Origin of the sequence: Neogemmobacter tilapiae (assembly GCF_014652215.1) — a bacterium.
Classification (GTDB): Bacteria; Pseudomonadota; Alphaproteobacteria; order Rhodobacterales; family Rhodobacteraceae; genus Neogemmobacter; species Neogemmobacter tilapiae.
Genome location: NZ_BMYJ01000002.1, coordinates 149,732 through 174,740, shown reverse-complemented (window position 1 = coordinate 174,740; position 25,009 = coordinate 149,732). Strand labels below are relative to the sequence as shown.

Genomic DNA, 25,009 nt, shown 5'->3' with positions numbered 1-25,009 from the left:
GGGCTTTGCCGCTTGCGCCCGCCGTGCTAATCTTGCCCCAGAACGAATTTTGACGGCCCATTTTCATCACGAAAGGATAAACCATGCCCACAATCACGGGAAATGGCGGCAACAACCTGCTGACCGGCACCAACGCCAGCGACACGATCATCGGCAAGGGCGGCAATGACACCCTCCGCGCCGGGGGCGGCACCGCCTCTGACAGCCTCTTTGGTGATGACGGCAATGATCTGCTGGACAGCGGCACCTCCTCTGGCGTCCTGCTGCTGGACGGCGGCAACGGCAATGACACGCTGGTCGTGCGCGGCCCCCTGAATGCCAGCGACAGCCTTTTTGGTGGGGCGGGAACTGACCTTTTGGACCTTTCGAACATCACAGGCAACGTTCAGGTCAATCTCGGAGCCCCCTATCTGACCGCCGGGGGCGTCACCGTCATCTTTCTGTCGGACATTGAAAATATCCGCAGCGGCGCCGGCAAGGATCAGCTTTGGGGCACCTCGGGCAACAACCGGCTTTCGGGCGGCGGCGGTAACGACACGATCAACGGTGCGCTGGGAACCGACTTGCTTTACGGGGATGCGGGGAATGACCGCCTGATCCAATACAACGGCTTTACCCGCATGTATGGCGGCGATGGCAATGACAGTTTCCTGATCGACTTCTCCACCGATGCGGGCAGCGAATTGCTGGGCGGCGCGGGTGCCCGCGATGTGCTGAATCTCGATTCCGGCTTTGCTTGGGATGTTGATCTGGCGGCCAAGCGCGCGCGGGTCACCGATGGCATCACCCAAAAGCAATACGGCCTGCAACAGATCGAGGATGTCTCGGGCGGATCAGCGGCGGATGTCATCCGCGGCGATGGCCAAGCCAACCGCCTGCGGGGTTTTGGCGGGATCGATACGCTGGATGGGCGCGGCGGCAATGACACGATCATCGCCGACGGTGGCGGACCCTATGAACGCTACAATGGGGGTGCTGGATTTGACACGCTCGACCTGCGTCAAGTCAGCGTCGACGGCCTAACCTTTCATCCCAGCGGACAGGGCGGCGCGCCTGGCGTCAGCTTTATCACGACCGGAATTGAAAAGGTTCTCGGCGGGTCTGCCAATGAACTGCTCAGCGATGGGAAAACCGTGATTGAACTCTATGGCGGGGCTGGCAACGACAGCATCTACCTTGATGAATTTATCAGCGGCAACGAAGTGTTTGACGGTGGCAAGGGCCGGGACGAAATCTATCTTGGCAATATTGAACGCGATCTGACGTTCAACATGGCGACGGGAATCCTAACGGGCCACAAGCGGGCCAGCAATTTCGAAGACGTCACCGGCGGCTTGGGCGACGACCGCGTGACCGGCAATGGCGCCAACAACCGGATCGACGGTTATGATGGGAATGACAGCCTTTATGGCGCGGGCGGCAGCGACCATCTGATCGGCGGGGCCGGGCGTGACTGGCTTTATGGCGGGGCGCAAAACGACCGGCTGGTCGGCGGCCATGGGGCCGACCACCTGTTCGGCGGCGCGGGGGCCGATGTCTTTGCCTTTGTCAGCGGCTCGGACGCGGGCAGCGGGGCCGCGCGCGACGTGATCCATGATTATCAAAAGGGTCAGGACGCCATCATCATCGACATGTTCTCGGGCGCGATGGTGCTGATCGGCAATACCGCCTTTTCCGGTGCCGCCTATGAGGTCCGCTATTTCCGCGCCGGGCAAGACATGAAAGTCCAGATCGACATCGACGGCGATGCCACAGCGGATTTCGAGGTTCTGGTGCTCGACACCAACTCAATCGATATTTCGCTGAACACCTGAAGATGGGCCAATGGCCCATCCTACGCGGCGGCGAAAGGCAGATTGCCCATCCCCCGTAGGATGGGCAATCTGCCCATCTTCCCACAACCCCCGTTCCCCTCCCAAACACCGCCGCGTGATCGCCTCTGGCGTGGACACCGATTGAAGTCCCGCGAGAAGCCCCTTGCAACCCGATACATTTTGCAATGCAACCCTAGAGCGCAACCCACAACCATGATCAAACGGAGCCATCAGTGCGCCTCATCGCGGCGATTTTCGCCCTTTCCAGTCTTGCCCCATCCGCCAAAGCCGAAGTCAACTTCCTCCAGGACAAAGAGGCCCGCGCCGACATCGCCTTGCTGCAATCTTGCTATGAAGCCGCTGAAAGCTGGGATCAGGCCCGGGGCTGCATCAATCTGACCTTCGATTCCTGTGTGAAATCCTTTAAAAAAAGGCATCCCATTCCGACGAAGGTGCCTGCAACCAGCGCGAACTGGGACTTTGGCTGCATCTGCTGAATTTCGAACAGCGAAAAATCGAGGCTTGGGCCCTTCTGAAAGACAATCAGATTGTTCAGACAGGCAAAGAAAGGCCCGACGCGCATCACACGGCGATTGAAGAGCGCGATCTCTGGAACGCCTATGCCGCAGCGCAATGCCAGTTTGAAGTCGCACAGCACAGCGGTGGCACGATAGGCATCACCGAAGAGCCCCATTGCGCCATGAGACTGACCGTCAAACGTCTGTTCGACTTGCGTCCCTTTTTGGCTGCTATCGCCGGGAAACCTGTACCATGATCCGCATCCTGTTCTTGTTGATCTTGGTTCTGGCCAAGCCAGTCTGGGCTGACAAATACGAAGACTGGGCGCGGGATTTTATCGTCATTCGTGAACGGACCGAGGCCTGCTTTGAATCCGCAAAAACGCGCGAATTGGCGATGAATTGTGTGGGTGTCGCCACGACCGCCTGTATCAACCCCCAGTCAGACTGGCCGCACCCGGAACCGCGCGATTGCCGAAACGAAGCCAATGTGTGGGAAAGACTTTACCGGCTGGAAATCATGACCCAGTTCCAGATGGCAAATGCCTTGGATGCACGTGACCTGCTTTATGACAGTCGCCATTATGCGGATAGGCTCGTCACCGTCATTCGCGCGGAACAGGCTTGGGAAGCCTACAGATGGGCCTTTTGTGAGCGGGAAGCCTTGCCCTTGGCCGACCTTCCCTATCGGGAACGAGAAAAGGTCAACGACTGGTGCTTTGAACGTTTGACTGCCGAGCGCATCTTTTATTTGCGCAGCGAAGAGAACTGGCTTCACCACTATCGCCCGTAAACCGCCGCCCCGGGTCAGAGGGCCGGGGCGACATTGCCCAGATCAAACGCCAAACACCACCGCATGATCGCCTTCTGCGCGGGCAGGATCGTGTTGGTGGCAAGCATCGACGACGGGTCTATGCCAGTTTTGATGCGCGCAACTCCATACGAACAACCTTTCGATCTTGTTGAACCGCCAAGCCATCCTACCGGGCAAAGAAAGCCCAAGCTTCGTCCGCCAAGGCAGGGCCTATATTGTAGAACCAGTGATCGTGACCGGGGATCACGCGCAACGTCACCGGGCTGCCCAGCGCTGAAATCTGCTGTGCAGCCCGTTCGACGGCCACCAGCGGAAAGCTCTCATCCCTATCGCCGATCTGGATCAGTTGCGGTCGCCACGCTGCCGTCCCCGGACAATCCGGCAAGACGCCCGCATGGACGGCCACAGCGCGCACAGGAAAATCGGTGCAATTTCCCAAGTACAGCGCCATGTTCGCCCCAGCGGAATGGCCGTAAAGATAGACCCTGTTCCGATCAAACGGCTGAATCGCCGCCGCCTCATCCAGCACATCTGCCAAAAAATCTGGTCCATCCGTTCCGGTGTTCCACTGCGCGCCCGACGCATCAGGAGCCACAAGGAAAACACCCTTGGCGGCAATATTGGCCCACATGTCCAGCATGGCCCGCCCATCCCGCCCCGCGCCATGCAGCAGGATCACCAAGGGCGGAAGCCCCTCGGCACCGCGCGCAGGTAGGGCATAGAATTGCCGAACCTCGCCGCCAATTTCAAAGCGATGCGGCGGGAAACGGTTCTTGGGTGGCACGTAATCATAGCTTTTCAGCACGGGCCCGGCCAGATCAGGCCGCATTTCGACCGTCAGAACCCCCGGCTCCACCGGCCAAAGCGCCGATCGCAGCCACGCCATGGCATCCCACCCGCCGGGTCGCATTTGCACCACCAGCGCCGCCAAGATCAGCAGCGCCAGCGTTCTTTTGACCAGAGCCTTCAAACCCCCAGACACCACCGCATGATCGCCTTCTGCGCATGCAGCCGGTTTTCCGCCTCGTCAAAGATCACCGAATGCGGCCCGTCCATCACGGCGCTGGTCGCCTCGTCGTTCCGATGGGCGGGCAGGCAGTGCATGAACAAAGCATCCGGTTTCGCCCGCGCCATCAGCGCCTCGTTCACCTGATAGCCCCGCAACTGGTTGTGCCGCCGTTCCCGCGCCGATTCCGGGTCGTGCATCGACACCCAAGTATCCGTCACCACCAGGTCGGCCCCTTCCACCGCCTCGAACGGGTCGCGCGTGATCTGGGCCTTCACCCCTTTAGACCGTGCGAATTCCAGCCATTTCTGTTCCGGGTCCAAGGGTTCCGGCCCGGTAAAGGTCAGATCAAAGCCGAACTGCCCCGCCGCATGCAGGAAGGACGCGCAGACGTTGTTGCCGTCGCCTGACCAGACCACCTTTTTCCCGGCAATCGGCCCCCGGTGTTCCTCATAGGTCATCACATCCGCCATGATCTGGCAGGGATGCGTCCGGTTCGTCAGCCCGTTGATCACCGGCACCGTCGCATGTTCCGCCATCTCCAAAAGCGTCGCTTCTTCAAACGTCCGGATCATGATCAGATCGACATAGCGCGACAAAACCCGCGCCGTATCGGCAATCGTCTCACCATGCCCCAGTTGCATTTCCTTGCCCGACAGCACCATCGTCTGCCCGCCCAACTGCCGTACCCCCACGTCGAACGACACCCGCGTCCGGGTCGAGGGTTTTTCAAAGATCAGCGCCACCATATGCCCCGCCAAGGGCTGGTCGTCATCCGGCGCGCCCTTGGGCCGGCCATTCCGCGCGGTTTTCATCGCCCGCGCGCTGTCAATCATGCCCCGCAACTGGCCCGCTTCGGTGGTGTGGATATCCAGAAAATGTTTCATCGGTTTTCTCTGCTTTCGGGGGCCGGGCTTTGCCGCGCGCCACCCGGCTCTGATAAAGGGTGAATGGGGTTCAGGCGTCCAGCGCCGTTGCAGCCTGATCCAATCGGCGCAGCGCCTCGGCAATATCCGCATCCTCGATGTTCAGCGCGGGCAACAGGCGCACCACATTGTCCGCCGCCCCCACGATCAGAACCCCCGCCTCATAGCCCGCCTTCACCAGATCGGTGTTCGCGACCTTGCACTTCAGCCCCAGCATCAGCCCTTGGCCCCGCACTGCCTCCAAAACCGTCGGATGCCGCGCCACCAGACTTTCCAGGCCCTGCGCGAACAGCGCCCCCTTGCGGTTCACCTCGGCCAGAAAACCCGGATCGGCGATGATCCGCGTCACCGCATCCCCCACCGCACAGGCCAAAGGATTGCCGCCATAGGTCGAACCATGCGTCCCCGCCGTCATGCCGCTGGCCGCCTTTTCCGTCGCCAGCACCGCCCCCAAGGGGAACCCCCCGCCAATGCCCTTGGCCACCATCATGATATCCGGCGCAATCCCCGCCCATTCATGCGCGAACAGTCTCCCCGTCCGCCCCATGCCGCATTGCACCTCGTCCAGGATCAGCAGTGCCCCCGCTTCATCGCACAAGGCCCGGATCGCCCGCAGCGCATCATCCGGCAACGAACGAATGCCCCCTTCGCCCTGTAAAGGCTCCAGCATCACCGCCGCCGTCTGCGGCCCGATGGCGTCTTTCAGCGCCGCAATATCCCCCCACGGCAATTGCCGGAACCCCGGCAACAAAGGCCCGAAGCCCTTGGTCATCTTTTCAGACCCCGCCGCCGCAATCGCCGCCGAGGAACGCCCGTGGAACGCCCCTTCAAAGGTCAGGATCTCCACCCGTTCCGGCTGACCCTGCTCATACCAGTATTTCCGCGCCATCTTGACGGCCAGTTCCGCTGCCTCGGTCCCCGAATTGGTAAAGAACACCGTATCGGCAAAGGTCGCCTCCACCAGCCGCTCGGCCAGCGCCTCCTGTTCCGGGATCCGATACACGTTCGACACATGCCAGACCTTGCCCGCCTGCTCCGTCAACGCCTCCACCAGCGCGGGATGGGCATGGCCCAACGCATTCACCGCGATCCCGGCCCCCAGATCCAGATAGCGGCGGCCATCTTCGGCGGTCAGCCAGGCCCCTTTTCCGTGGGTGAAAGCCATCGGCGCGCGGTTATAGGTCGGAAGAACGGGGCTGATCATGGGTCTATCCTGAAAGGCTGGCCCAAGGCCTGCCAAAGGCCGGGGCGAAGGTCAATTGAAGTTTTGGGCTGAGGGCGCAGAACCATGCCGCGCCACGAAGGAACAATCGCGCCTAAGCGCGGCGTCGGGTCGACAAACGAAGGGCGACGGATTTGTTCATATGCCCCGCATAGCCCACCGATTTCCTCCTGTCCAGCCGCAACAGGGCTTGCACTGCCTGGACCTCCGGGGAAATATCACGCCAAACAAGGGGAAGACCAATGGCTTCGGACGATTTTCAGGAACGCTTGCGCCGCATCCAAAGCCAAAGCCAGAGCCAACCGCACATTGGCACACCCAGCCCCGGTGCCGAAGCCGAGCAGCCGCCCCGCTCCAACCCCGCCCTCACGCTGATGGCGGCACTTGTTTCACTGCCCATCGGCCTGGCACTCGGTATCCTCACCGGGCTATACTTCAACGCCGCCCAAGGCCTTGGCCATAGCCCCATTGTTCTGGGCGTTCTGGGCGGTATCTATGCCCTTGTGCTGGCCGGGCTCATGGCCGGATTCCTTTGGGTCGAAAAACTGCCCTTTGCCTTTCCCGCCTGCCTTGTCGGTCTGATTGGCGCCGCCATCGGCACGGCGGGCATGATGGTGCTTTAGCCTTGCCTCTGCCACAGGGGCGTTTAAAATAGAGCCTTACTTTTGGCGGAGACTGCAATGTCCTGGACCGATGAGCGCGTCGAGTTGCTCAAGAAGATGTGGAACGATGGGGCCTCGGCCAGCCAGATCGCCAAGGAATTGGGCGGTGTGACCCGCAATGCCGTGATCGGCAAGGTCCATCGTCTGGGCCTGTCGAACCGCGTCGGCGGTGAGGCCGAGGCTGAGGTTGCCGAAGCGGCACCGGCGACCCCTGCACCGAAACCCGTGGAACCCAAGGCCGAAGCCCCAAAGGTGGTGGAACCCAAGCCCGCGCCGGTCGAACGGCCCGCCCCCCAAGCGGCCGCCCCCGCGGCACCGTCCAACGTGACGCCCCTGCCCCTGCGCAAAGCGATCATCCCCGCAGGCCAACCCCTGCCGCCGCAACCCAGCCTGAACGAGATCAGCCCCGAGGCGCTGGCCTCGGTGCGCGAGGTCGAGAAAAAGGCGAAACGGCTGACCCTGATGGAGCTGACCGAACGCACCTGCAAATGGCCCATCGGCGACCCCGCCACCGAAGACTTCTGGTTCTGCGGACTGCCCTCACAACCCGGCAAACCCTATTGCGAGGCCCATGTCGGCGTCGCCTTCCAACCCATGAGCGCCCGCCGCGACCGCCGCCGGTAGGTCGGGCCTTGGCCCGACGGCCACATTAATACGAAAAGGCCGGGGCATCCCCCGGCCTTTTGCATTCGTTGCGTCGCTTCAGAAATCTATACTCTTATTTCCGATGAACAATCGCTGAAATTTGCCCAGCGACAATCATGGCCCGGCAATGCATCCCTTCGGCCAATGTGAAGCCCATACGGCCTATTTCAACCTCAACAAGATAGTCAGCGACAGTTTGCTCCGACGCCCCGCTTGTCAATTTTTCTGCCGCGGCCAGCAGGTAAGTATCATATTCATCCTCACAACGAGCACGATATGAGACAATCCCGATGGGATCCCACTCCCGCCAGCCAATTTCTCGCAACTCAGATAGGAAGGCGTTGAATTCGGCACCTTTCACCACGGGAATTAGTCCCTCACTGATCCAAGAAACTCCGCAACTTCCTCGACCTGCTCGGATGCTTCAACTTCCGCAGCGCCTTCGCCTCGATCTGCCGGATCCGCTCCCGCGTCACAGAAAACTGCTGTCCCACCTCTTCCAAAGTATGGTCCGTGTTCATCCCGATCCCGAACCGCATCCGCAACACCCGCTCTTCCCGCGGTGTCAGTGATGCCAGCACCCGTGTCGTCGTTTCCTTCAGGTTCTCCTGAATCGCCGAATCCAACGGCAGCACCGCATTCTTGTCCTCGATGAAATCGCCAAGCTGAGAATCTTCTTCATCCCCAATCGGCGTTTCCAGCGAAATCGGTTCCTTGGCGATTTTCATCACCTTGCGAACCTTTTCCAGCGGCATTTGCAGCTTTTCCGCCAGCTCTTCCGGCGTCGGTTCCCGGCCAATCTCGTGCAGCATCTGCCGCCCCGTCCGCACCAGTTTGTTGATCGTTTCGATCATATGCACCGGAATCCGGATCGTCCGCGCCTGATCGGCAATCGACCGCGTGATCGCTTGCCGGATCCACCAGGTCGCATAGGTGCTGAATTTATAGCCCCGCCGATATTCAAACTTATCAACGGCCTTCATCAGACCGATGTTGCCTTCCTGAATCAAATCCAAGAACTGCAAACCCCGGTTCGTGTACTTCTTGGCGATCGAGATCACCAACCGCAGGTTCGCCTCGACCATTTCCTTCTTGGCCTGACGCGCCTCTTTCTCGCCCTTCTGGACCTGGTTCACGATCCGGCGGAATTCGGAAATATCCACGCCGACATATTGCCCCACCTGCGCCATTTCCCCGCGCAGTTCCTCAATCTGAGGACGGAATTTTTCCACCAGCGTCTGCCAGCCACGCCCCGCCTTTTGGCTCATCGCGTCCATCCAGGACGGGTCCAATTCCCGGCCCTGATATTCGTCGATGAATTCCCGCCGGTTGATCCGCGCCTGATCCGCCAGTTTCACCATGTTCGAATTGATCGACATGATTTTCCGGTTGATCCCGTAAAGTTGGTCGATCAGCGCCTCGATCCGGCTGTTGTTCAGATGCAGCTCGTTCACCAGCAGCACGATTTCCGAACGCAGCTTTTGATAGGCTGCCTCTTCATCGGCGCTAAAGGCTTTCGCCCGGTTCACCGTCGCATTCATCCGCTGATCCTGCATTTCGGACAGCGTTTCATAATCAAAGGCGATGCGCTCCAGCGTTTCCAGAACGCGCGGCTTCAGCGCCGCTTCCATCGCCGCCAGCGACATGGCGCTGGCTTCATCATCTTCATCCTCATCATCGGCGCGCATGATCGGCTCGCCGTCTGCGTCCAACTCCGGCTCGCCACCGGCCGGACGGCGCGGGGCCGCCCCCACGCCTGCGGCCTCGGCCACCTCTTCCAGACCGGGGCCGACCATGTCGTCCTCACCATCCAGCGAGCGGCCAAAGGTCGCTTCAAGGTCGATCACATCCCGCAGCAGGATGTCTTCGTTCAAAAGTTCTTCGCGCCAGATGGTGATCGCCTGAAAGGTCAGCGGGCTTTCGCACAGGCCCGCGATCATCGTGTTGCGCCCGGCCTCGATCCGCTTCGCAATCGCAATCTCGCCTTCGCGCGACAGCAGTTCGACGCTGCCCATTTCCCGCAGATACATCCGCACCGGGTCATCCGTCCGGTCCAGCGTTTCCGCCGCAGGCCCCGCCACCGCCACTTCGCGCGAGTTCGAGGTGACTTCGACCAGCTCGCCGCCGGTCTCGCCCTCTTCGGCCTCGTCGCCTTCGATCACATTGATGCCCATCTCCGACAGCATCGACATGACGTCTTCAATCTGTTCCGACGACACCTGCTCCGGCGGCAGAACCGCGTTCAACTGGTCATAGGTGATATAGCCCCGTTCCCGCGCATCGGCGATCATGCGCTTGACGGCGGCTTGGCTCATGTCGAGCGATACATCGGCTTCCTGCTCTTCTGGCTTGCCGTCGTCGTTGTCTTTCATGGCCATGCGAAGTCCTTCGGATACGGTGATGGGCGAATCAGCCGGTGTAAAGCGAATCAATAGCGCGAATCAAAACGGGGGAAAGGGGCGAATCATCTAGCGCCTTGGTTTGACCCAAACCTGTTGGTCGATCATGTCCTGCAAAGCACGGGAAAGCGCCGCGCGGTCCTCTCCATTGCCCTGCTGATCCTGCAAATCCGACCTTTCGCTTTGGTTTCTGGCCTCGGCCGCTTTGCCAACGCGCCAGGTCAGACCCTCATCGACAAGGCCGGTCACATCTTGCATGGCATCCTCAATTTCCTGCCGGGCGGCGCGGCGTGCGTCGATCTTGGCCAAGCCCTCGGCCACACAAAGCGCGGCCAATTCGCGGTCCTGCCGGTTGCGCACCGGCGGGGCGATCTGAACATGGGGTTCCTGAAAGAGCCGTTCAAGGGCCGTGCGCTGTTCATCGGCAATCGCAACATGGAAATCCGGCCCGGCATCGGCGTGGCGCAGCAGGCACTGGCACAGGCCGAAATGATCAGGATGGGCAAAGTCCAACATCTCCAGATCGGATTCAAAGCGGTGGATCAGCGCGGGATGCGTGACCAGCGTCGCCAGCAACACCGATTCCAGCACAATCATATCCGCCGCCCCATCCCCCTGCGCCAGGGGTGAGGATTTTGAGGCGGCAACCGGCACGGCCGGGCCTTTGCCTTTGGCGGTTGGAGACCAGCGGACCGAGCGTTTCTTGGCGTTGAACAGATTCCAAAGTAGATCCCTGAGCGTCAACTTGTAATGACCCAGAATGGCACCGTCACGGATCTTCGCCAGCGCGCGGTCCAAGTCTTTCTCCAGCGCCGCCTTGCGTTCGGGGCTGTCGAAAACCTTGCCCTCGGTCTCTCGCTCCCACAGCAAATCGACCATCGGCCGGGCCTGATCCAGCACCTTCTGCATCGCGCCCGCGCCCTGCGCCTTGATCAGATCATCCGGATCCATCCCCCCCGGCAGCACGGCAAAACGCAGCCCCTGCCCCGCTTGAATCAGCGGCAGCGCCAGATCAACCACCCGCAGCGCCGCCCGAATGCCTGCCTTGTCCCCGTCCAGCGCAATGATCGGTTCTGGCGCGATCCGCCAGATCAGATGCAACTGCTCCTCGGTCACCGCCGTCCCCAAAGGCGCCACCGCCGCTGTAAAACCCGCCTCCGACAAGGCAATCACATCCATATAGCCTTCGGCCACGATCAAGGGCTGTCCCTTGCCCGCCGCCGTCCGCGCCGGGCCGTGGTTGAACAGGTTCCGCCCCTTGTCGAACAGCGCCGTTTCCGGTCCGTTCAGGTATTTCGCCCGCGCATTGGGGTCCAAAGACCGCCCGCCGAAACTGATACACCGCCCCCGCGCATCGCGGATGGGAAAGATGATCCGCCCCCGAAACCGGTCATAGATCGACCCATCATCCGTTTTCGCGCAAACCCCTGAATCAAGGATCAAATCGGTCGCAAAACCCTTCTGCTGCAAGGCCTGAAACAGCCCCTGCCGATTCTCGGGGTTCCAACCAATCTCCCACCGATCCTGCGCCGCTACAGGCAGACGCCGCCGCTCCAGATAATCCCGCGCTTCCGACGCCCCGTTCGTCTTCAGTTGCAGGCGGAACCACTTCACCGCCTCTTCCGTCACCTGCGCCAATTGCGTCCGCCGGTCCGCCACCTGCGCCGCCCGCTCATCGCGTTCCGGCATCGGCATCCCCGCCTCACGCGCCAGAACCTCCACCGCCTCGATGAAAGACAGGTTCTCGCTTTCCTTCAAAAAGGTGACGGCATCCCCTTTGGCATGGCAACCAAAGCAGTAATAAAACCCTTTCCGATCATCCACATGGAACGAGGCCGACTTTTCCTGATGAAACGGGCAAGGCGCCCACATATCCCCCTTGCCGATGTTTGACTTGCGCGCGTCCCAAGTCACCTTGCGCCCCACAACGGACGAAAGGGACACACGGTTGCGCAACTCGTCAAGGAATCCGGGTGGCAGGCTCATGGGGGGTAATCTAGGACCATGGCCGGGGGAATCCTACCCCCGGTTTGCGCAGGCGCCCCCCACCCCTAACCCCTCCCCACGCGGGGGCGGGGAAAGCGCGCCAAACCAGTGCAGCGCGGATCGGAGGCGGCCCCCTCCCCCCTCGTGAGGGAGGGATGGGGAGGGGGGGGCACTACCCCAGATAATCCCCAATCACCCTTTGGAAAACGCCAACAGCGGGCGTGATCAGCGTATCGGGGAAATCATAATCCGGGTTGTGCAGTGCCGGGTGCTTTTCCCCCGAACCCAGCAGGAACATCGCCGACGGGCAGACCTGCCCGAACCGCCCGAAATCTTCCGACCCCCGCATCGGAAAATCATAGCGGGTCTCGGGCAGACCGCTGGCCAGCAAGGCCCCCAACAACAGCTTTGTCGCCACCGGATGGTTCACGCAGGCCGAAAAATCATCGTGCCAAGTGATCGCGACCCCCAGCCCCCGCGCTTTGGATCGCGCCAAGGCTTCCGCCTCGGCCCGCAGGGCCGCCATCGGGCCGTCGCTCACACAACGCAGCGTCGCCCAAACCTCGCCATGCCCCGGCGAAATGCCAAAGGCCGGTTCCCCCAACGTCGCATGGGTCACCGTCACCAGTCGATAATCCGGCGCAAGCGGCCCACCCTTGCCCAATTTCGCCAAAGCCGCGATCAGCCGCGCCATCGCCGGACCCGGCGATTTGCCGAGTTCCGGTTGCGAGGCATGAGATTCCCGCCCCGTCAGCACCACCCGCATCCCGACCGAGGCGCAATTGGCCGCGCCTTCCACCAAGGCCCAAGACCCCAAGGGCAGCCCCGGCATATTGTGCAAGGACACCGCCAGATCGGGGCGCAGCGGCGCAAAGGCCGGATCGGCCAAGACCGCTGCCGCCCCCGCGCCGTTTTCTTCCGACGGCTGGAACATCAGAATGACCCGCCCCTTGGCCGGACGTTTGCGGCCCAAGGCCAGACCAAGACCCGCCAAAATCGTCGAATGTCCGTCATGCCCGCACAGATGCCCCCAGCCGGGGCGTTCGGACCCATGGTCATGCCGCGGCTGTTCGGCGATGGGAAGGGCATCCAGTTCCGACCGGATCAGCAGCGAAGGCCCCGGCGCTGAACCGTTGTAAACCACCGCCAACCCATGCCCGCCCAAGCCCGTCACCACCTGATCCGGCGCGCTTTCGACCAGAAAGGCGGCCAGTGTCGCCGCTGTCTCGCGCTCAGAACCCGACAATTCGGGCTTGCGGTGCAAAGCGTGGCGAAGGCCGACCAGCCGGGGAATATCCATCACAGACCCACGACCCGCCGCGCCGCAAGATGTTGCATGGCATGGGCAATTTCATCCCAAGCGGTCCGCGCCATCGATCGGAACACCAACAAATCCGCCCGTGCCGCCGCCGTGCAAAAGATCACCGCCTGCATATGGCCCAAACCAACGCGAAGCGCTTGCCCCACGCCAAAGCCCCGCAGATCGACCGGCACCAGCCGCGCCAGAACCGCTACGAAATCACCTTCCAAAGTCAGATGCGCCCAGCCGTCCGACTGATCCGTCACCGCCGCAACCTCGGCCAGAGTGCTGCCATCCCCCAGCAGAAAGGCCTGATCCCGCCCAGTCCAGACGATCACGCCCCCCGTCCCCACAGCGCAAGAATTCGGCGCAGGCATGACAAGCCCCAGTTTGCCCAGCGCCTTATCCAAAGCCTTGCCCTGCCCCGCGACCGAAAACATTTCACCCAGCGGCGCTTCGGCCAAAGTCACCCCGCCAAGCGTCAAAGGCGCCTGCCCGAACAGGGCTGATTTTGCGATCAGATTAGGCACGAAGCTTCCCTCCCTCGGGGTCGTGGAACACCGGCCCGCTCACCTGACACAGGCAGTCGATGCCGCGCAGATGGTCCACCAGCCGCACATTTTCGCCATGCCTTGCCCGACCGTTCTTCAAAAACGCCAACGCCAGCCAGCCGCCCAAAGTGGGTGATTGGCCGACCGAGGTGACATAGCCTTGGTCATTCACCCGTTCGACTGTATCCCCCGGCGTGAACAGATGCGCCCCCGCCGTGATGGCCTGATCCTGCACCGGCCGCAGCCCCACCAACTGCTCGCGCTCAGGCCCCGAAAGACCGGGCCGTAGGCTGGCCCCCTTGCCAATGCAATCCTTGGCGGCGATCATCTTTTGCAGGCCCAGATCAAAAGCCGTCACCCGCCCGTGCATTTCGGCATGGGTCAGAAAGCCTTTCTCGATGCGCAGCACATTCAGCGCCTCCATCCCATAAGGCCCGCCGCCCATGGTTTCCGCCCGCGCCAGCAAATCCCGGAACAAAGCCTCGCCATAGCGGGCGGGAACGGCAATTTCATAGCCTTCCTCACCCGAAAAACTGATCCGGAACAGCCGCGCCTGAACGCCCTGCACCTGCACCGAACCACAGCCCATGAACGGAAACCGCGCCATATCCAGCGGCTGATCCAGAACGCTGTTCAGCAAGGTCCGCGCCAAAGGCCCGGCCACCGCAAACTGCGCCCATTGTTCGGTGACGCTGATGAACCGCACATCCCAATCGGCGCAGAACGCCTGTTTCACGAAATCCAGATGCCGCATGACCAGCCCCGCCGCTGCGGTTGTCGTCGTCATCAGATAGTGGTTCGGCGCCAGACAGGCCGTGGTGCCATCGTCCAGCACCATCCCATCCTCGCGCAGCATCAGCCCATAGCGCACGCGGCCCGGCTGAAGGGTGCTGAAGGTATTGGCATAAACGAAATCCAGAAACCGTCCCGCATCCTTGCCCTGCAAGTCAATCTTGCCCAGCGTCGACACATCGCAGACACCCACATGCGTCCGCACCATCCGCACTTCCCGCTCGCAAGCCTGCTGCCAGGTCGTCTCGCCCGGTTTCGGGAAATAGCTCGGCCGATACCAAAGCCCTGCCTCGATCATCGGCGCATGGCGTTCCACGCTCGCCTGATGCGAGGTCAAAAACCGTTGCGGCGCAAAGCCCATGCCCCGCCCACCGGCCCCCATCGCGGCGATGGACACCGGCGTATAGGGCGGGCGGAAGGTCGTCGTCCCCGTTTCCGGGATCGAACGCCCCGTCGCATCGGCCAAAACGGCCAAGGCCGCGACATTGGAATTCTTGCCCTGATCGGGGGCCATGCCCTGCGTCGTGTAACGCTTCATATGTTCAACGCTGACAAAGCCTTCCTGCGCCGAAAGCTTCACATCCTTGACCGTCACGTCATTGGCAAAGTCCAGCCATTCCCGCGCCCAAAGCCCGCCCTTGCCCGGCACATGCCACAGCGGTTCAATCCCATAGGCCCGGTCCGTCGCGGCAGGCACCTTTACGGGCTTGGTCTTCAGCCCCAAAGCCTCCACCGCCGCTTTCCCCACCGCCTTGCCCGATTCCAGACAGGCGGCCAGCCCAAAGACCCCCGCCGCAGCCCCCGCCGCCGTCAGCCCCGGCACCATCCCCGGCTTCGGCACAAAGGCCGCAATCCCATCATCCCAAACCGGACGCCCGTTGTGGTGACAGGCCAGATGCAGCGTCGGATTCCACCCCCCCGAAACCGCCAGACAGTCGGTTTCAATGGTGATCTCATCCCCCTTATGCGCCACCGTGATCTCTTTCAGACCCAGCCGCCCCCGCGTCCCCACAACCCGCGCGCCCGCGTAAACCGGGCAGTCCTCGGCGACGCTCGCCCCCTCGCGGCTGTCGATGATCGCCGCCACCTGCACGCCTGCCGCCATCAGATCCCGCGCCACCGCCCGCGCCGCTTCGTTGTTCGCAAACAGCGTCACCCGCCGCCCCGTCGCCACGCCATAGCGGTTCAGGTAAGCCTGAACCCCGCTCGCCAGCATCACCCCCGGCCGGTCATTGTCCGGGAAGGCAATGGGCCGCTCCAAAGCCCCCGTCGCCATGACCGCCTGTTTCGCGACGATCCGCCAGAAGCATTCCCGCGGCAGATGGTCGCGCGGCGCAAGATGCAGCCCCACCCGTTCCAGCGCGCCATAGGTGCCATCGTCATAGGCCCCCGTCACGCTGGTCCGCGTCATCACCCGCACATTCGGCATCGCCGCCAAGGCTTGCGCCACCCAATCCGGCCCGCTTAACCCGTCAACCGTTTCCCCATCGGTCAGAAGCCGCCCACCAATCCGCGCGCCCTCATCCGCCAGGATCACATCCGCCCCGGCCTTGGCCGCCACCAAGGCCGCCATCAACCCCGCAGGCCCGCCACCCACCACCAGCAGATCGCAAAACGCATAGGCCTTCTCATACTCGCCCTCGTCATGCTTCCCCGAAAGCGAACCCAAGCCCGCCGCCCGCCGGATCACCGGCTCATACAGCCCCTCCCAAAAGCGCCGCGGCCACATGAAGGTCTTGTAGTAGAAGCCTGCGCCAAGCAGGGGAGAGGCGAAATCATTCACCGCCATCACGTCAAACCGGGCCGAGGGCCAGCGGTTCTGACTGCGCGCCACAAGCCCCTGATACAATTCCTGCACCGTCGCCCGCACGTTCGGCGTCTGCTGATCGCCCTCGACCATCTCCACCATCGCGTTCGGTTCCTCGGACCCCGCCGTCAGAACACCCCTGGGACGGTGGTATTTGAAACTGCGCCCCACGACCCGCACGCCATTGGCGAGCAGCGCCGAGGCCAGCGTATCGCCCTCGGCCCCGACATAATCCCGCCCGTCAAAGCGAAAGCCGATGGGTGCCGACAGATCCACCAAACCCTTGCCCGCCACCCTCATTTCGCCACCAGCTCCACCTTGGAAATCACATGGGTCACCGTATCGCGCGTGACCAGCAGCCACTGCGCACAGCCCGTCTCATGATACCACAAATCCCGCGTCTCCCCGGCGGGGTTGTCGCGCAGATGCAAATGGTTGTCCCACCCTGCGGCATCATCCGTAGCAGGGCGGGTCAGGTAATCGGCGGAACCGGAGTAATAAAACTCCCGACGATCACGCGGGCCACAAAGGGGGCAGGTCAGGCGCATTATGGGGCCTCGCAGTCTTGCGGAGTGTCGATTTCAAGGTCGATCAAAGTGACCAACCCCATCCCCAACTCCAATGGCTCAGGGTTTTCGAGCATCTTGGTTGCAGTTAGCGTAATGTGAAGTGAGCCGCCCGCGTTCAAGAAATTCGCGTAACCACCCGCGCATGCAATCTCTCGCAAAGACAATTGATATTCTGAAATGGCCGTCTCCAATGTACCTCCCGTCGCCAAGGTGGCCTGATCGAGTTCTTCCCAAGTCAATTTGGACTCCAGCCGAACATGCACTTGAGGACGCCCTGACTTTGACACGGTCAATCCTGGCATACTGTTCACAAAAACGCCTTTGGCACCAAAGCTGTCTTCAAAAGCGAAAAGAGGTCTACAGCCGTGCAAACTAGGCGCTCCCTCCATACCCAACGCTACCTCTATAATTTCACCTCTCATACAAACCTCGCCCAAGACAAAACTTGGGAAAAGCCCGAACAGGCACGACGCCATGGCACAAAGGGACTTCCTCATCATCCCCTCAATGCAAATTGTGCTGCGAGCCGGTGCCTTCTTCATCCAGAAGATGCCCCGTTCTGAACCGATCCAGCCGGAACCGCGCCGCGTATTCATGCGGCGTATCCGTCGCCACCAAATGTGCCATGCACCAGCCGCTGGCGGGCACCGCCTTGAACCCCCCATAGTTCCAGCCACAATCCAGATACAGCCCTTCAATCCCCGTCTTGTCGATGATGGGCGACCCGTCCGGCGACATATCCATGATCCCGCCCCAAGACCGCAGCACCTTGGCGCGCCCGATCATCGGCATCAGCGTCATCCCCGCCTCCATCACATGTTCGACCATCGGCAGGTTCCCCCGCGCGGCGTAAGAGGCATAGAAATCCAGATCGCCACCAAAGACCAATCCGCCCTTGTCCGACTGGCTGATATAGAAATGCCCCATCCCGAAACTGACAACATGGTCAATCACCGGCTTCAGCCCCTCGGTCACAAAGGCCTGCAAGACATGGCTTTCAATCGGCAAGCGCATCCCCGCCATTGCGGCGACTTGGCTCGACCGCCCCGCCACGATGATGGCCACCTTCTTCGCCCGGATCGCCCCCCGCGTCGTCTGAACCCCCGTCACACGGCCGCCCGACACATCAATCCCCGTCACTTCGCAATTCTGGATCAGATCGACGCCCCGCTGGTCGGCCCCGCGCGCATAGCCCCAAGCCACAGCATCATGCCGCGCAGAACCCCCGCGCGGATGCAAAAGCCCGCCGTAAATCGGAAAGCGGGTCTGTTCGAAATCGAGGTAGGGCAGATGTTTCCGCACCCCTTCCCGGTCCAAAAGGATGGCATCATCCCCCTGATTGATCATCGCATTGCCCCGCCGCACAAAGGCGTCCCGCTGCCCATCGGAATGGAACAGGTTGATCAGCCCCCGCTGGGAATGCATGACGTTGTAATTGAGGTCGGCCTCCAACCCCTCCCACAGTTTCAGCGAATGCGAATAGAACTCGCTGTTCCCCGGCAGGAAATAGTTGGCCCGCACAATCGTCGTGTTCCGCCCGATGTTGCCGCCGCCCAGATAGCCCTTTTCGACGACAGCAATATTCGTCAGCCCATGATTTTTCGCCAGATAATAGGCGGTGGAAAGCCCATGCCCGCCGCCGCCAATAATGACAACATCATATTCCGCCTTGGGGGCCGGATCGCGCCAAGCGGGCGTCCAGCCTTTGTTGCCGCTCAGGCCCTGACGAATGACATTGAAACCTGAATAGCGCATCGGCGGCCCCGTATCCTGTTGGCTCATCTGAAAGCCTTGGGTCAGGAATAGCAAGACCTGCCCCGCCCGCCCCTGCCGCGGGCGACGAAAAATGTCGTGAATGGAAAATTGGCTTGCCCTCCAGTGTGCAGCACCAGCCAAATGTTCCGCCCGGCGACCAGCCGGGCCGCGCACGCCGCCCCCCAGGGCGTGCGCGATTGCAACGTCGGCCGCAAGCGCGACGTCTTTCGGGATTGCACCATAAATCGGGGGGAACTGCCGTGGCTGCGCCCACCCCGCGGCGCGCGCAGCCCTTTCCTCCGCCCTATTCCCGCCGCCAAAGGCTCAAAACATCGGCCCCAACCCGCTCTTGCCCCGCCAAGACAAAGCGCGGCGCGTCGGCCAAGGCTTGCACGCCCAAACCCGCCAAGGCCGCCACGCCATCGGCCCCGATCAGCGCCCCGGCGTTGAACACCGCCAGATCATCCACCAACCCAGCCCCGATCAGGCTGGCGGCCAACTGCCCCCCGCCCTCACAAAACACCCGCGTCAGCCCGCGTTCGCCCAGCGCCCGCAACGCGGCAGCAAGGTCACGCGGCCCCTCCGGCAATTGGATCAACTGCGCCCCGGTCCGCATCCAGCCGTGGCGCGCGGTCAGGGGCACATCCGGCCCATGCAGAATCCAGACCGATCTTTCCCGCGCCGTTCGTCCCAACACACTGTCCGGCGACAGCGACAAAGCACTGTCGAGCACCACCCGAATGGGCTGCCGCACGGCCCCCAGATCGCGCACCCCAAGATCAGGATCATCCGCCCGCGCCGTGCCGCTGCCCACCATCACCGCATCATGCGTCAACCGCATCAGATGCACCTGACGCCGCGCCTCGGGCCCGGTGATCCAGCGGCTTTCGCCCGTGCTTGTGGCAATCCGCCCGTCCAAGGTGGTCGCCAGTTTCAGCGTCACCAGCGGCAGGCCCTGTTCCACCCGTTTCAGGAAACCCCGGTTCAAAATCCGCGCCGCATCGGACAAAACGCCCTCGCGCACCGCAATTCCCGCCGCCCGCAGCATCGCATGGCCCTTGCCCGCCACCCGCGCATCCGGGTCGGTCAGCGCGGTGACAACCCTTGTCACCCCCGCCTCGATCAGCCCATCGGCACAGGGCGGCGTATGGCCGTGATGCGCACAGGGCTCCAGCGTCACATAGGCCGTAGCCCCCCGTGCCGCCGCCCCCGCCTGATCCAGCGCGCGGCGTTCCGCATGGGGCCGACCGCCCGGCTGGGTCCAGCCCCGCCCGACGATCCGCCCCTCTTTCACGATCACGCAACCCACTGCCGGATTGGGCCAGACCTGACCCAATCCCCGGGCCGCAAGGCCCAGGGCATGGCGCATGTGGTCTTCGTCGCTCACTCTTCCGCCGCACCTGTCGGCCGCAGCTCAGAGACAAACTTGTCAAAGTCGTCCGCCGCCTGGAAGTTCTTGTAAACGCTCGCGAAACGCACATAGCCGACCGTGTCGATCCGCGCCAGGCTTTCCATCACGATCTCACCAATCGTCCGCGATGGAATGTCCGTTTCCCCCAGACTTTCCAAGCGCCGCACGATCCCCGAAATCATCTGATCGATCCGCTCCGGCTCAATCGGCCGCTTCTGCATGGCAATGCGGATCGAACGTTCCAGCTTGTCCCGATCAAAATCCTCGCGCTTACCGCTGGATTTGATCACCACCAGATCGCGCAATTGGACCCGTTCATAGGTCGTAAAGCGCCCCCCGCAGGCCGGACAAAAACGCCTGCGACGGATCGACACATGGTCCTCCGCCGGGCGCGAGTCCTTCACCTGCGTGTCAATATTCCCGCAAAACGGGCAACGCATGGGCTATCCCCCTGATCTTTATGACTGCCTCAAGTCCGGGGGTTATTCCCCCGTTGTCCCCCAACTATAGGGGCAGACAGCAGCCATGGGCCAGCGGGAATTTGCCACCACAGGATATAGCCCCAGACCTGTGGCGTCAGGGACTCAGCAGCCCCCCTGCTGATAACGGAAATCCGCAGGGTTCCAGCAATAGCCCTGCCCCGCCATCGCCTCGGTCAAAGTGTCGAAATGGCCCTCCACCGTGCCTGCATCGCAGGCCAGTTGCGTGACGATCTTCTCGCCCTTCAGCACCGTCACGCCCCCCTCCATCCCCGCCGCTTGGTTCAGCCGGTCAAAACTCAGATAGGCCTCATAGGTATAGCCTTCGTTCCGAAACCCCAGCCCCTCCCAAATCGACCGCCCCACCCCGCTCCACGGACTGTGCGTCAAGGCTGACAAGGGTTCCGACAATTCCAACTCTGGCACGCCCGCTGGCCCAAAGGCATAGGTCACCCGGTCGCCCGCCACACAGACATCCAGCGCCTTGCCCTTGATCGTGCAGGACAAAAACGTCCCCTCCGCACAATCCGCCAAGGCCGCCTCCGGCAGGAACAGCGCCAGAACCAGCGCCTTATTCAAAGTTCAGCGCCCAGCACAGCGCCTGCGCCCCCGCCACCGTCATGCTGCCGTCATCCGGAATCCGCACAAGCCCGGTTTTCGGCGAAGCCCCGTCGCCTGTCAGCGCAAACACCACACCCTCACCCTGCTTCCGCGGCGGCACCGACACCCGCCAAATCCGATCCGTCGGCGCCAGATTCAGCTTCCGTAGCGCATAATCCCCCGCCGCACACCATGAGGCCGCTGCCCCCATACCCGGCACCGGCCCCACCAGGAACTGCCCCCCGTCCATCGCCGCCACCCGCACATCATTTTCCGCCATAAAGGCCTGCGCTGGACCGGCCAAAACCAAGGTCACCGCCAAAAGGAATTTCTTCATCGCCTGCTCCTGTTTTGCCGTCAGTATAGCCCCCCGCGCGGCCAAGGAAAACGCCCCGCCCGCATCCCTTCGGCTATTCTCCGCCCAGCAGCCCTTCCAAGGCCTTCTTCGCCTCCCGCTCCAGCTTCTTTTCCGCCTTCCGCTTCGCCGCATCCTCCAGGCTTTCGCCCTTTTTCCGCTTGATCCCCAGCTTTTCCTCGATCTTCGTCTTGGCCTCTTCCTCGACATCCACCCCCGTCGCCGCCTTCACGTCGATCTTGTAGGACAGGTTGTCCCAAGGCCCTGAAATATCCACCGGCACTTTCAGCCCGTTCACCGCCGCCACCTTTGGCACCACCCGGTAATCCAGACTCCGCCCCCCCAGATCGACCTTCCCCCGCCCGTTCACATTCACCACGGGCGAGGCCAGCGCCATGTCTTTGTTCGACACCACGCCCCCCTCCATCGTGAACGTCCCCGACAGCCCGCTGAAAATCGTCTTCGCCCCCTCGCCGACATAGCCGGGGTCTAGGTTCGTGATCATCCCGCCGATGTCCAAACCCCGGATTTCCCCCTGCCCCAAGGCGACAGACCCATTCCCCGAAAGCCCCGCCATCAACTGCGCCACATTGTCGCCCGCCGACAGGAATTTCAGCTTCACATCCCCCTTCGCCAGCAACCGGTCAAACCCCGCCAGATCCTGTAGCAGGGGCTGCATCGACAGCCCGCCAATCACCAGATCGCCGCCCACCGACAGGCCCCCCCGCCCGTTCACCACCACCTGCCCGGCGATCGCCCCCTCATAGGCGCTGACCTTTTTCAACTCGATCACCGCCCGCCGATCCTCAAGGCTCACCACCGCCTGCGTCGGACCCAACTGCATCCAGCCCAGTTCGACTGCCTCGGCCTGCAAGGCCAAGGCCCCGTCCACCGCGCCCAGACCCGACACATCAATCCGGTCCTTCGGCCAACCCGAACCGCCTCCCCCGCCACCCGACCCGCCTTCGCCCGTCAGCCCCCGCAGATCGATCTTTCCGCCCCGCAGGTTTGCGCTGATCTTCGGCCGCGCCGCCCCCGGCCCATAATCCACATCACCCGACAGGCTGTTGCCATCCAGAACCAGCCCCGCCCCCCGCAGATGCACGCTGCCCTCGGGCGTCAGCGTCAGATCACCTTTGGCCTTCACCAACCCCGCACCCAGACCCTGCGGCAGTTCCGGCCGCGCCATGCCAACCAGCCGCGACAGCGCCGCCAGATCGCCCAGATCGGCGTCCAGCTTCCCCTCGGCCATCAAGGGCGACAGCCCCGCCTTACCATCAAAACCCACCTGAGCCGCCCCCGCCCGCAAGGCCAGCGTCAAGCCCGTCAGCTTGCCCGACAACGCCGCATTCGCCTGCGCCAAACTCACGTCGGCAGTGAAATCCTGCCCCCGCAATTGGCCTTTGACATTGGCCGTCGCCGCCCCCGCCCAATCGGGCAGCGCAAAGTCCATATCCAGCGCCGTCAGCGCCAAGGTCTCGCCAAGGGCATGGTCGATGTAAGTCACCGCCCCGCCGCGAATTTCCCCCCGGTCCAGCGTAAAGGCCGGGGCCGCGCCGCCCGAGGCCCCCGCTTCACCACCGCCACCGCCCCCACCAAATTCCCAATTCGCGCGCCCATCCGCGCCCCTCTCCAGCAGAATTTCGGGCGCATCGGCGACGACTTCGGTCACCCGCACCTCACCCCCGATCAAGGCCCCGGCATCGACACCAATCGACAGCCCTTGCGCCTTGAACATCGGCGTTTCACTGGCCCAATCCGCATTCGCCACCCTCACCGGCCCGGTCGAAACCCCCAGCACCGGCCAAAAGGTCGGACGAATATCGCCGCCAATGGTCAACGCGCGGCCCGTCGCCCGCTCAAACCGCTCGGCCGCCAATTGCGCGATCTTTTCGGCAGGCACAAAGAACAACGCCGCAAAGGCCAGCAGGATCAGAACCAGCAATGTCCCAACGATCCGCACAATCCAACGCATAATGGCCTCCCGAAAACACAACATCTTGGGAAAGGATAGCGCGGCCAAAGATTTGCGTAAAGCGTAGGTCGGGCTCGCCCCGTTCCGTAGGATGGGCCATTGGCCCATCATGCGCTTCCGACCCATAGGGTGGGTGAAACCCACCGCCCCGCAAACCCGCATAAAATGCGCCCGTAGGATGGGCCATCGGCCCATCAACCTCCGTTGCGCTTTACATCAGGATACGGCGAGAAGCGCGCCGGATTGTCAAAGAAATCGTCCGTATCCGGGCGCGGCAGTGGATACAACTCGGTCAGTTCCATCATCATCTGCTCTTCCAGTTCAAGCATGTTCACACGATTCCACCGAGCCAGAAGCACGGCAAAACGCCGGATCAGCCGCCCCTTGCCCAGCCACCAACGATTGACCTCATACTTCAGCCAGTCGTGAAATTCGTCGCAAAGCAGATTGACCCGATCCCGTGAGGCTTCGTTGGGCGGTGCAAGTCTGTTGGTGTGCCGCCGCCAGAACGCCGCCAGATGCCCATGCGCTGGCAGAAAAAGAAACACATTAAAGCGGTTATCCGCCTCCAAAGCCAAGGCCACAGGGTCTTGCTTTGCCCCGACAATCTCGATCGCCGTACGGTAATCCTGCGCGACCATCACAGAAATCATCTGTATCTGCGACACAGCATGCATTGCCATTGCATTGCGCAACTCAGCCCAATCATCGCCGGGGAAGGCGGGGCGGACGTTGGGCTTTTGCTCACTCAAAAATCCAACACTCCCTGCGCCGCCTTATCCCACCCTCGCCGGTTGGGGGTTAAGCCAACCCTAACCGGTGCGCTCATTCGTTCGCGCTTATAGTCCAGCCCATTGTGTCAGCCATTGCCGACGGAATGACCTTATCCAACAAGACATTCATGATAAGCGAAGAACCGATAGTATAGAAAGCACCATCATAGCGACCATCTGATAATTCGGCCCGCCGCAAGTCGATCATCATTTTGTCAATACGACCGTAGCATTTCACCATACCAAGCCAAAGGAACATTTCCGTCTCCGCCTTGACTGAATCAGCGTATGCTTCATTCAGCTTTTTCAGTGTAGAAACGCAGCTATCAATGTCCAGCGATAGCGAAAACAACGCATATTCACGGGAGTTGATCGCGCCGTTTAGACGCTCACCTTGCGCGCCTAACTCTTGTTTGATCCAATCGTTCTCAGAGGGAGACAAGCGCGGAACTCGACTATCGAAACTGTTCCAATATGCAAGCAATGCGATCACATATGCCTTGCGCATATCCAAAGAGACGTAGGGTTCTTCATTGAAAGGAATCACTTGATAGATCGCGCTTTCAAGTTCTTTGGTAGAAGCGACAGCCTGCACGGAAGCAAGTGCAAAACAGGTCGTTATTCCCGCAGCAAGAAATGAAGTCCTCATA

At 61.9% G+C, this 25,009-nt stretch carries 24 protein-coding genes; 5 read left to right on the top strand and 19 right to left on the bottom strand.

What is annotated here, in order from left to right:
- The first annotated feature begins 83 nt into the window (after positions 1 to 83).
- From IE095_RS03940 to IE095_RS03930, 3 genes are all read left to right on the top strand, one after another.
- Positions 84 to 1,814 carry a calcium-binding protein gene (locus IE095_RS03940; protein WP_189410318.1) on the top strand — a complete coding sequence of 577 codons (1,731 nt, stop codon included), beginning with the start codon at positions 84 to 86 and terminating at the stop codon, positions 1,812 to 1,814.
- Positions 1,815 to 2,286: 472 nt separating this feature from the next.
- Complete coding sequence (locus IE095_RS18710) at positions 2,287 to 2,589, top strand: lysozyme inhibitor LprI family protein (RefSeq protein ID WP_189410536.1); 303 nt, start codon at positions 2,287 to 2,289, stop codon at positions 2,587 to 2,589.
- Entirely contained in the window at positions 2,586 to 3,125 is a 540-nt protein-coding gene (locus IE095_RS03930) for a hypothetical protein (protein WP_189410317.1), read from the top strand. The genes IE095_RS18710 and IE095_RS03930 overlap by 4 nt, the downstream gene beginning before the upstream one ends.
- A gap of 187 nt (positions 3,126 to 3,312) precedes the next feature.
- On the opposite strand, the gene IE095_RS03925 is transcribed toward IE095_RS03930, so the two are convergent.
- The 3 genes from IE095_RS03925 to IE095_RS03915 all read right to left on the bottom strand — a co-directional run bounded on the left by IE095_RS03925 (position 3,313) and on the right by IE095_RS03915 (position 6,282).
- Positions 3,313 to 4,128: a CE1 family esterase gene (locus IE095_RS03925; protein WP_189410316.1), complete on the bottom strand. Its 816-nt coding sequence runs from the start codon at positions 4,126 to 4,128 to the stop codon at positions 3,313 to 3,315.
- The gene (argF, locus tag IE095_RS03920; protein WP_189410315.1) at positions 4,113 to 5,039 is read right to left on the bottom strand and encodes an ornithine carbamoyltransferase; all 927 of its coding nucleotides are present in this window, start codon (positions 5,037 to 5,039) and stop codon (positions 4,113 to 4,115) included. The genes IE095_RS03925 and argF overlap by 16 nt, the downstream gene beginning before the upstream one ends.
- Positions 5,040 to 5,109: 70 nt before the next feature.
- Positions 5,110 to 6,282, bottom strand: coding sequence for an aspartate aminotransferase family protein (locus IE095_RS03915; protein ID WP_189410314.1), 1,173 nt, complete (start codon positions 6,280 to 6,282; stop codon positions 5,110 to 5,112).
- Between the two features lie 260 nt (positions 6,283 to 6,542).
- On the opposite strand from IE095_RS03915, the gene IE095_RS03910 reads away from it, so the two are divergent.
- Positions 6,543 to 6,923, top strand: coding sequence for a hypothetical protein (locus tag IE095_RS03910; RefSeq protein WP_189410313.1), 381 nt, complete (start codon positions 6,543 to 6,545; stop codon positions 6,921 to 6,923).
- Positions 6,924 to 6,980: 57 nt separating this feature from the next.
- The gene (locus IE095_RS03905) at positions 6,981 to 7,586 is read left to right on the top strand and encodes a GcrA family cell cycle regulator (protein ID WP_189410312.1); all 606 of its coding nucleotides are present in this window, start codon (positions 6,981 to 6,983) and stop codon (positions 7,584 to 7,586) included.
- 94 nt (positions 7,587 to 7,680) lie between these two features.
- Here IE095_RS03905 and IE095_RS03900 read toward each other — a convergent pair whose 3' ends face one another.
- The 16 genes from IE095_RS03900 to IE095_RS03825 form a co-directional block, all read right to left on the bottom strand.
- Entirely contained in the window at positions 7,681 to 7,971 is a 291-nt protein-coding gene (locus IE095_RS03900; RefSeq protein WP_189410311.1) for a hypothetical protein, read from the bottom strand.
- Positions 7,972 to 7,984: 13 nt separating this feature from the next.
- On the bottom strand, positions 7,985 to 9,985 hold the full coding sequence (gene rpoD / locus IE095_RS03895; RefSeq protein WP_189410310.1) for an RNA polymerase sigma factor RpoD: 2,001 nt from the start codon (positions 9,983 to 9,985) through the stop codon (positions 7,985 to 7,987).
- A gap of 90 nt (positions 9,986 to 10,075) precedes the next feature.
- The gene (dnaG, locus tag IE095_RS03890; protein ID WP_189410309.1) at positions 10,076 to 11,992 is read right to left on the bottom strand and encodes a DNA primase; all 1,917 of its coding nucleotides are present in this window, start codon (positions 11,990 to 11,992) and stop codon (positions 10,076 to 10,078) included.
- A gap of 172 nt (positions 11,993 to 12,164) precedes the next feature.
- Positions 12,165 to 13,292 (bottom strand): amidohydrolase, encoded by a 1,128-nt coding sequence (locus tag IE095_RS03885; RefSeq protein ID WP_189410535.1) that lies wholly within the window; start codon positions 13,290 to 13,292, stop codon positions 12,165 to 12,167.
- Entirely contained in the window at positions 13,292 to 13,822 is a 531-nt protein-coding gene (locus tag IE095_RS03880; RefSeq protein ID WP_189410308.1) for a sarcosine oxidase subunit gamma, read from the bottom strand. Before IE095_RS03880 ends, IE095_RS03885 begins: the two co-directional genes overlap by 1 nt.
- The gene (locus IE095_RS03875; protein ID WP_189410307.1) at positions 13,815 to 16,742 is read right to left on the bottom strand and encodes a sarcosine oxidase subunit alpha family protein; all 2,928 of its coding nucleotides are present in this window, start codon (positions 16,740 to 16,742) and stop codon (positions 13,815 to 13,817) included. Before IE095_RS03875 ends, IE095_RS03880 begins: the two co-directional genes overlap by 8 nt.
- Positions 16,739 to 16,990, bottom strand: coding sequence for a sarcosine oxidase subunit delta (locus IE095_RS03870; RefSeq protein WP_189410306.1), 252 nt, complete (start codon positions 16,988 to 16,990; stop codon positions 16,739 to 16,741). Before IE095_RS03870 ends, IE095_RS03875 begins: the two co-directional genes overlap by 4 nt.
- Positions 16,990 to 17,508, bottom strand: coding sequence for a hypothetical protein (locus IE095_RS03865; protein ID WP_189410305.1), 519 nt, complete (start codon positions 17,506 to 17,508; stop codon positions 16,990 to 16,992). The genes IE095_RS03870 and IE095_RS03865 overlap by 1 nt, the downstream gene beginning before the upstream one ends.
- Before the next feature lie 7 nt (positions 17,509 to 17,515).
- Positions 17,516 to 18,766: a sarcosine oxidase subunit beta family protein gene (locus IE095_RS03860; protein ID WP_189410534.1), complete on the bottom strand. Its 1,251-nt coding sequence runs from the start codon at positions 18,764 to 18,766 to the stop codon at positions 17,516 to 17,518.
- Between the two features lie 304 nt (positions 18,767 to 19,070).
- Positions 19,071 to 20,153: a bifunctional diaminohydroxyphosphoribosylaminopyrimidine deaminase/5-amino-6-(5-phosphoribosylamino)uracil reductase RibD gene (ribD, locus tag IE095_RS03855; RefSeq protein ID WP_373295392.1), complete on the bottom strand. Its 1,083-nt coding sequence runs from the start codon at positions 20,151 to 20,153 to the stop codon at positions 19,071 to 19,073.
- Entirely contained in the window at positions 20,150 to 20,617 is a 468-nt protein-coding gene (nrdR, locus tag IE095_RS03850; RefSeq protein ID WP_189410304.1) for a transcriptional regulator NrdR, read from the bottom strand. The genes ribD and nrdR overlap by 4 nt, the downstream gene beginning before the upstream one ends.
- 144 nt (positions 20,618 to 20,761) lie before the next feature.
- Positions 20,762 to 21,235 carry a hypothetical protein gene (locus IE095_RS03845; protein ID WP_189410303.1) on the bottom strand — a complete coding sequence of 158 codons (474 nt, stop codon included), beginning with the start codon at positions 21,233 to 21,235 and terminating at the stop codon, positions 20,762 to 20,764.
- Positions 21,228 to 21,593: a hypothetical protein gene (locus tag IE095_RS03840; RefSeq protein ID WP_189410302.1), complete on the bottom strand. Its 366-nt coding sequence runs from the start codon at positions 21,591 to 21,593 to the stop codon at positions 21,228 to 21,230. The genes IE095_RS03845 and IE095_RS03840 overlap by 8 nt, the downstream gene beginning before the upstream one ends.
- Before the next feature lie 73 nt (positions 21,594 to 21,666).
- Positions 21,667 to 23,586: an AsmA family protein gene (locus IE095_RS03835; RefSeq protein WP_189410301.1), complete on the bottom strand. Its 1,920-nt coding sequence runs from the start codon at positions 23,584 to 23,586 to the stop codon at positions 21,667 to 21,669.
- Between the two features lie 194 nt (positions 23,587 to 23,780).
- Positions 23,781 to 24,281, bottom strand: a complete 501-nt coding sequence (locus tag IE095_RS03830; protein ID WP_189410300.1) for a hypothetical protein — start codon at positions 24,279 to 24,281, stop codon at positions 23,781 to 23,783.
- Positions 24,282 to 24,411: 130 nt separating this feature from the next.
- On the bottom strand, positions 24,412 to 25,008 hold the full coding sequence (locus IE095_RS03825; protein WP_189410299.1) for a hypothetical protein: 597 nt from the start codon (positions 25,006 to 25,008) through the stop codon (positions 24,412 to 24,414).
- Position 25,009: the final 1 nt, after the last annotated feature.

What these genes read in the sequence shown, in the direction of transcription:
- nrdR (WP_189410304.1), bottom strand. Translation starts at nt 20,617, where the DNA reads ATGCGTTGCCCGTTTTGCGGGAATATTGACACGCAGGTGAAGGACTCG.
- IE095_RS03910 (WP_189410313.1), top strand. Translation starts at nt 6,543, where the DNA reads ATGGCTTCGGACGATTTTCAGGAACGCTTGCGCCGCATCCAAAGCCAA.
- IE095_RS03885 (WP_189410535.1), bottom strand. Translation starts at nt 13,292, where the DNA reads ATGGATATTCCCCGGCTGGTCGGCCTTCGCCACGCTTTGCACCGCAAG.
- IE095_RS03840 (WP_189410302.1), bottom strand. Translation starts at nt 21,593, where the DNA reads ATGAAGAAATTCCTTTTGGCGGTGACCTTGGTTTTGGCCGGTCCAGCG.
- IE095_RS03865 (WP_189410305.1), bottom strand. Translation starts at nt 17,508, where the DNA reads ATGAGGAAGTCCCTTTGTGCCATGGCGTCGTGCCTGTTCGGGCTTTTC.
- IE095_RS03930 (WP_189410317.1), top strand. Translation starts at nt 2,586, where the DNA reads ATGATCCGCATCCTGTTCTTGTTGATCTTGGTTCTGGCCAAGCCAGTC.
- dnaG (WP_189410309.1), bottom strand. Translation starts at nt 11,992, where the DNA reads ATGAGCCTGCCACCCGGATTCCTTGACGAGTTGCGCAACCGTGTGTCC.
- IE095_RS03915 (WP_189410314.1), bottom strand. Translation starts at nt 6,282, where the DNA reads ATGATCAGCCCCGTTCTTCCGACCTATAACCGCGCGCCGATGGCTTTC.
- IE095_RS03940 (WP_189410318.1), top strand. Translation starts at nt 84, where the DNA reads ATGCCCACAATCACGGGAAATGGCGGCAACAACCTGCTGACCGGCACC.
- IE095_RS03835 (WP_189410301.1), bottom strand. Translation starts at nt 23,586, where the DNA reads ATGCGTTGGATTGTGCGGATCGTTGGGACATTGCTGGTTCTGATCCTG.
- IE095_RS03860 (WP_189410534.1), bottom strand. Translation starts at nt 18,766, where the DNA reads ATGCGCTATTCAGGTTTCAATGTCATTCGTCAGGGCCTGAGCGGCAAC.
- IE095_RS03905 (WP_189410312.1), top strand. Translation starts at nt 6,981, where the DNA reads ATGTCCTGGACCGATGAGCGCGTCGAGTTGCTCAAGAAGATGTGGAAC.
- argF (WP_189410315.1), bottom strand. Translation starts at nt 5,039, where the DNA reads ATGAAACATTTTCTGGATATCCACACCACCGAAGCGGGCCAGTTGCGG.
- rpoD (WP_189410310.1), bottom strand. Translation starts at nt 9,985, where the DNA reads ATGGCCATGAAAGACAACGACGACGGCAAGCCAGAAGAGCAGGAAGCC.
- IE095_RS03875 (WP_189410307.1), bottom strand. Translation starts at nt 16,742, where the DNA reads ATGAGGGTGGCGGGCAAGGGTTTGGTGGATCTGTCGGCACCCATCGGC.
- IE095_RS03825 (WP_189410299.1), bottom strand. Translation starts at nt 25,008, where the DNA reads ATGAGGACTTCATTTCTTGCTGCGGGAATAACGACCTGTTTTGCACTT.
- IE095_RS03870 (WP_189410306.1), bottom strand. Translation starts at nt 16,990, where the DNA reads ATGCGCCTGACCTGCCCCCTTTGTGGCCCGCGTGATCGTCGGGAGTTT.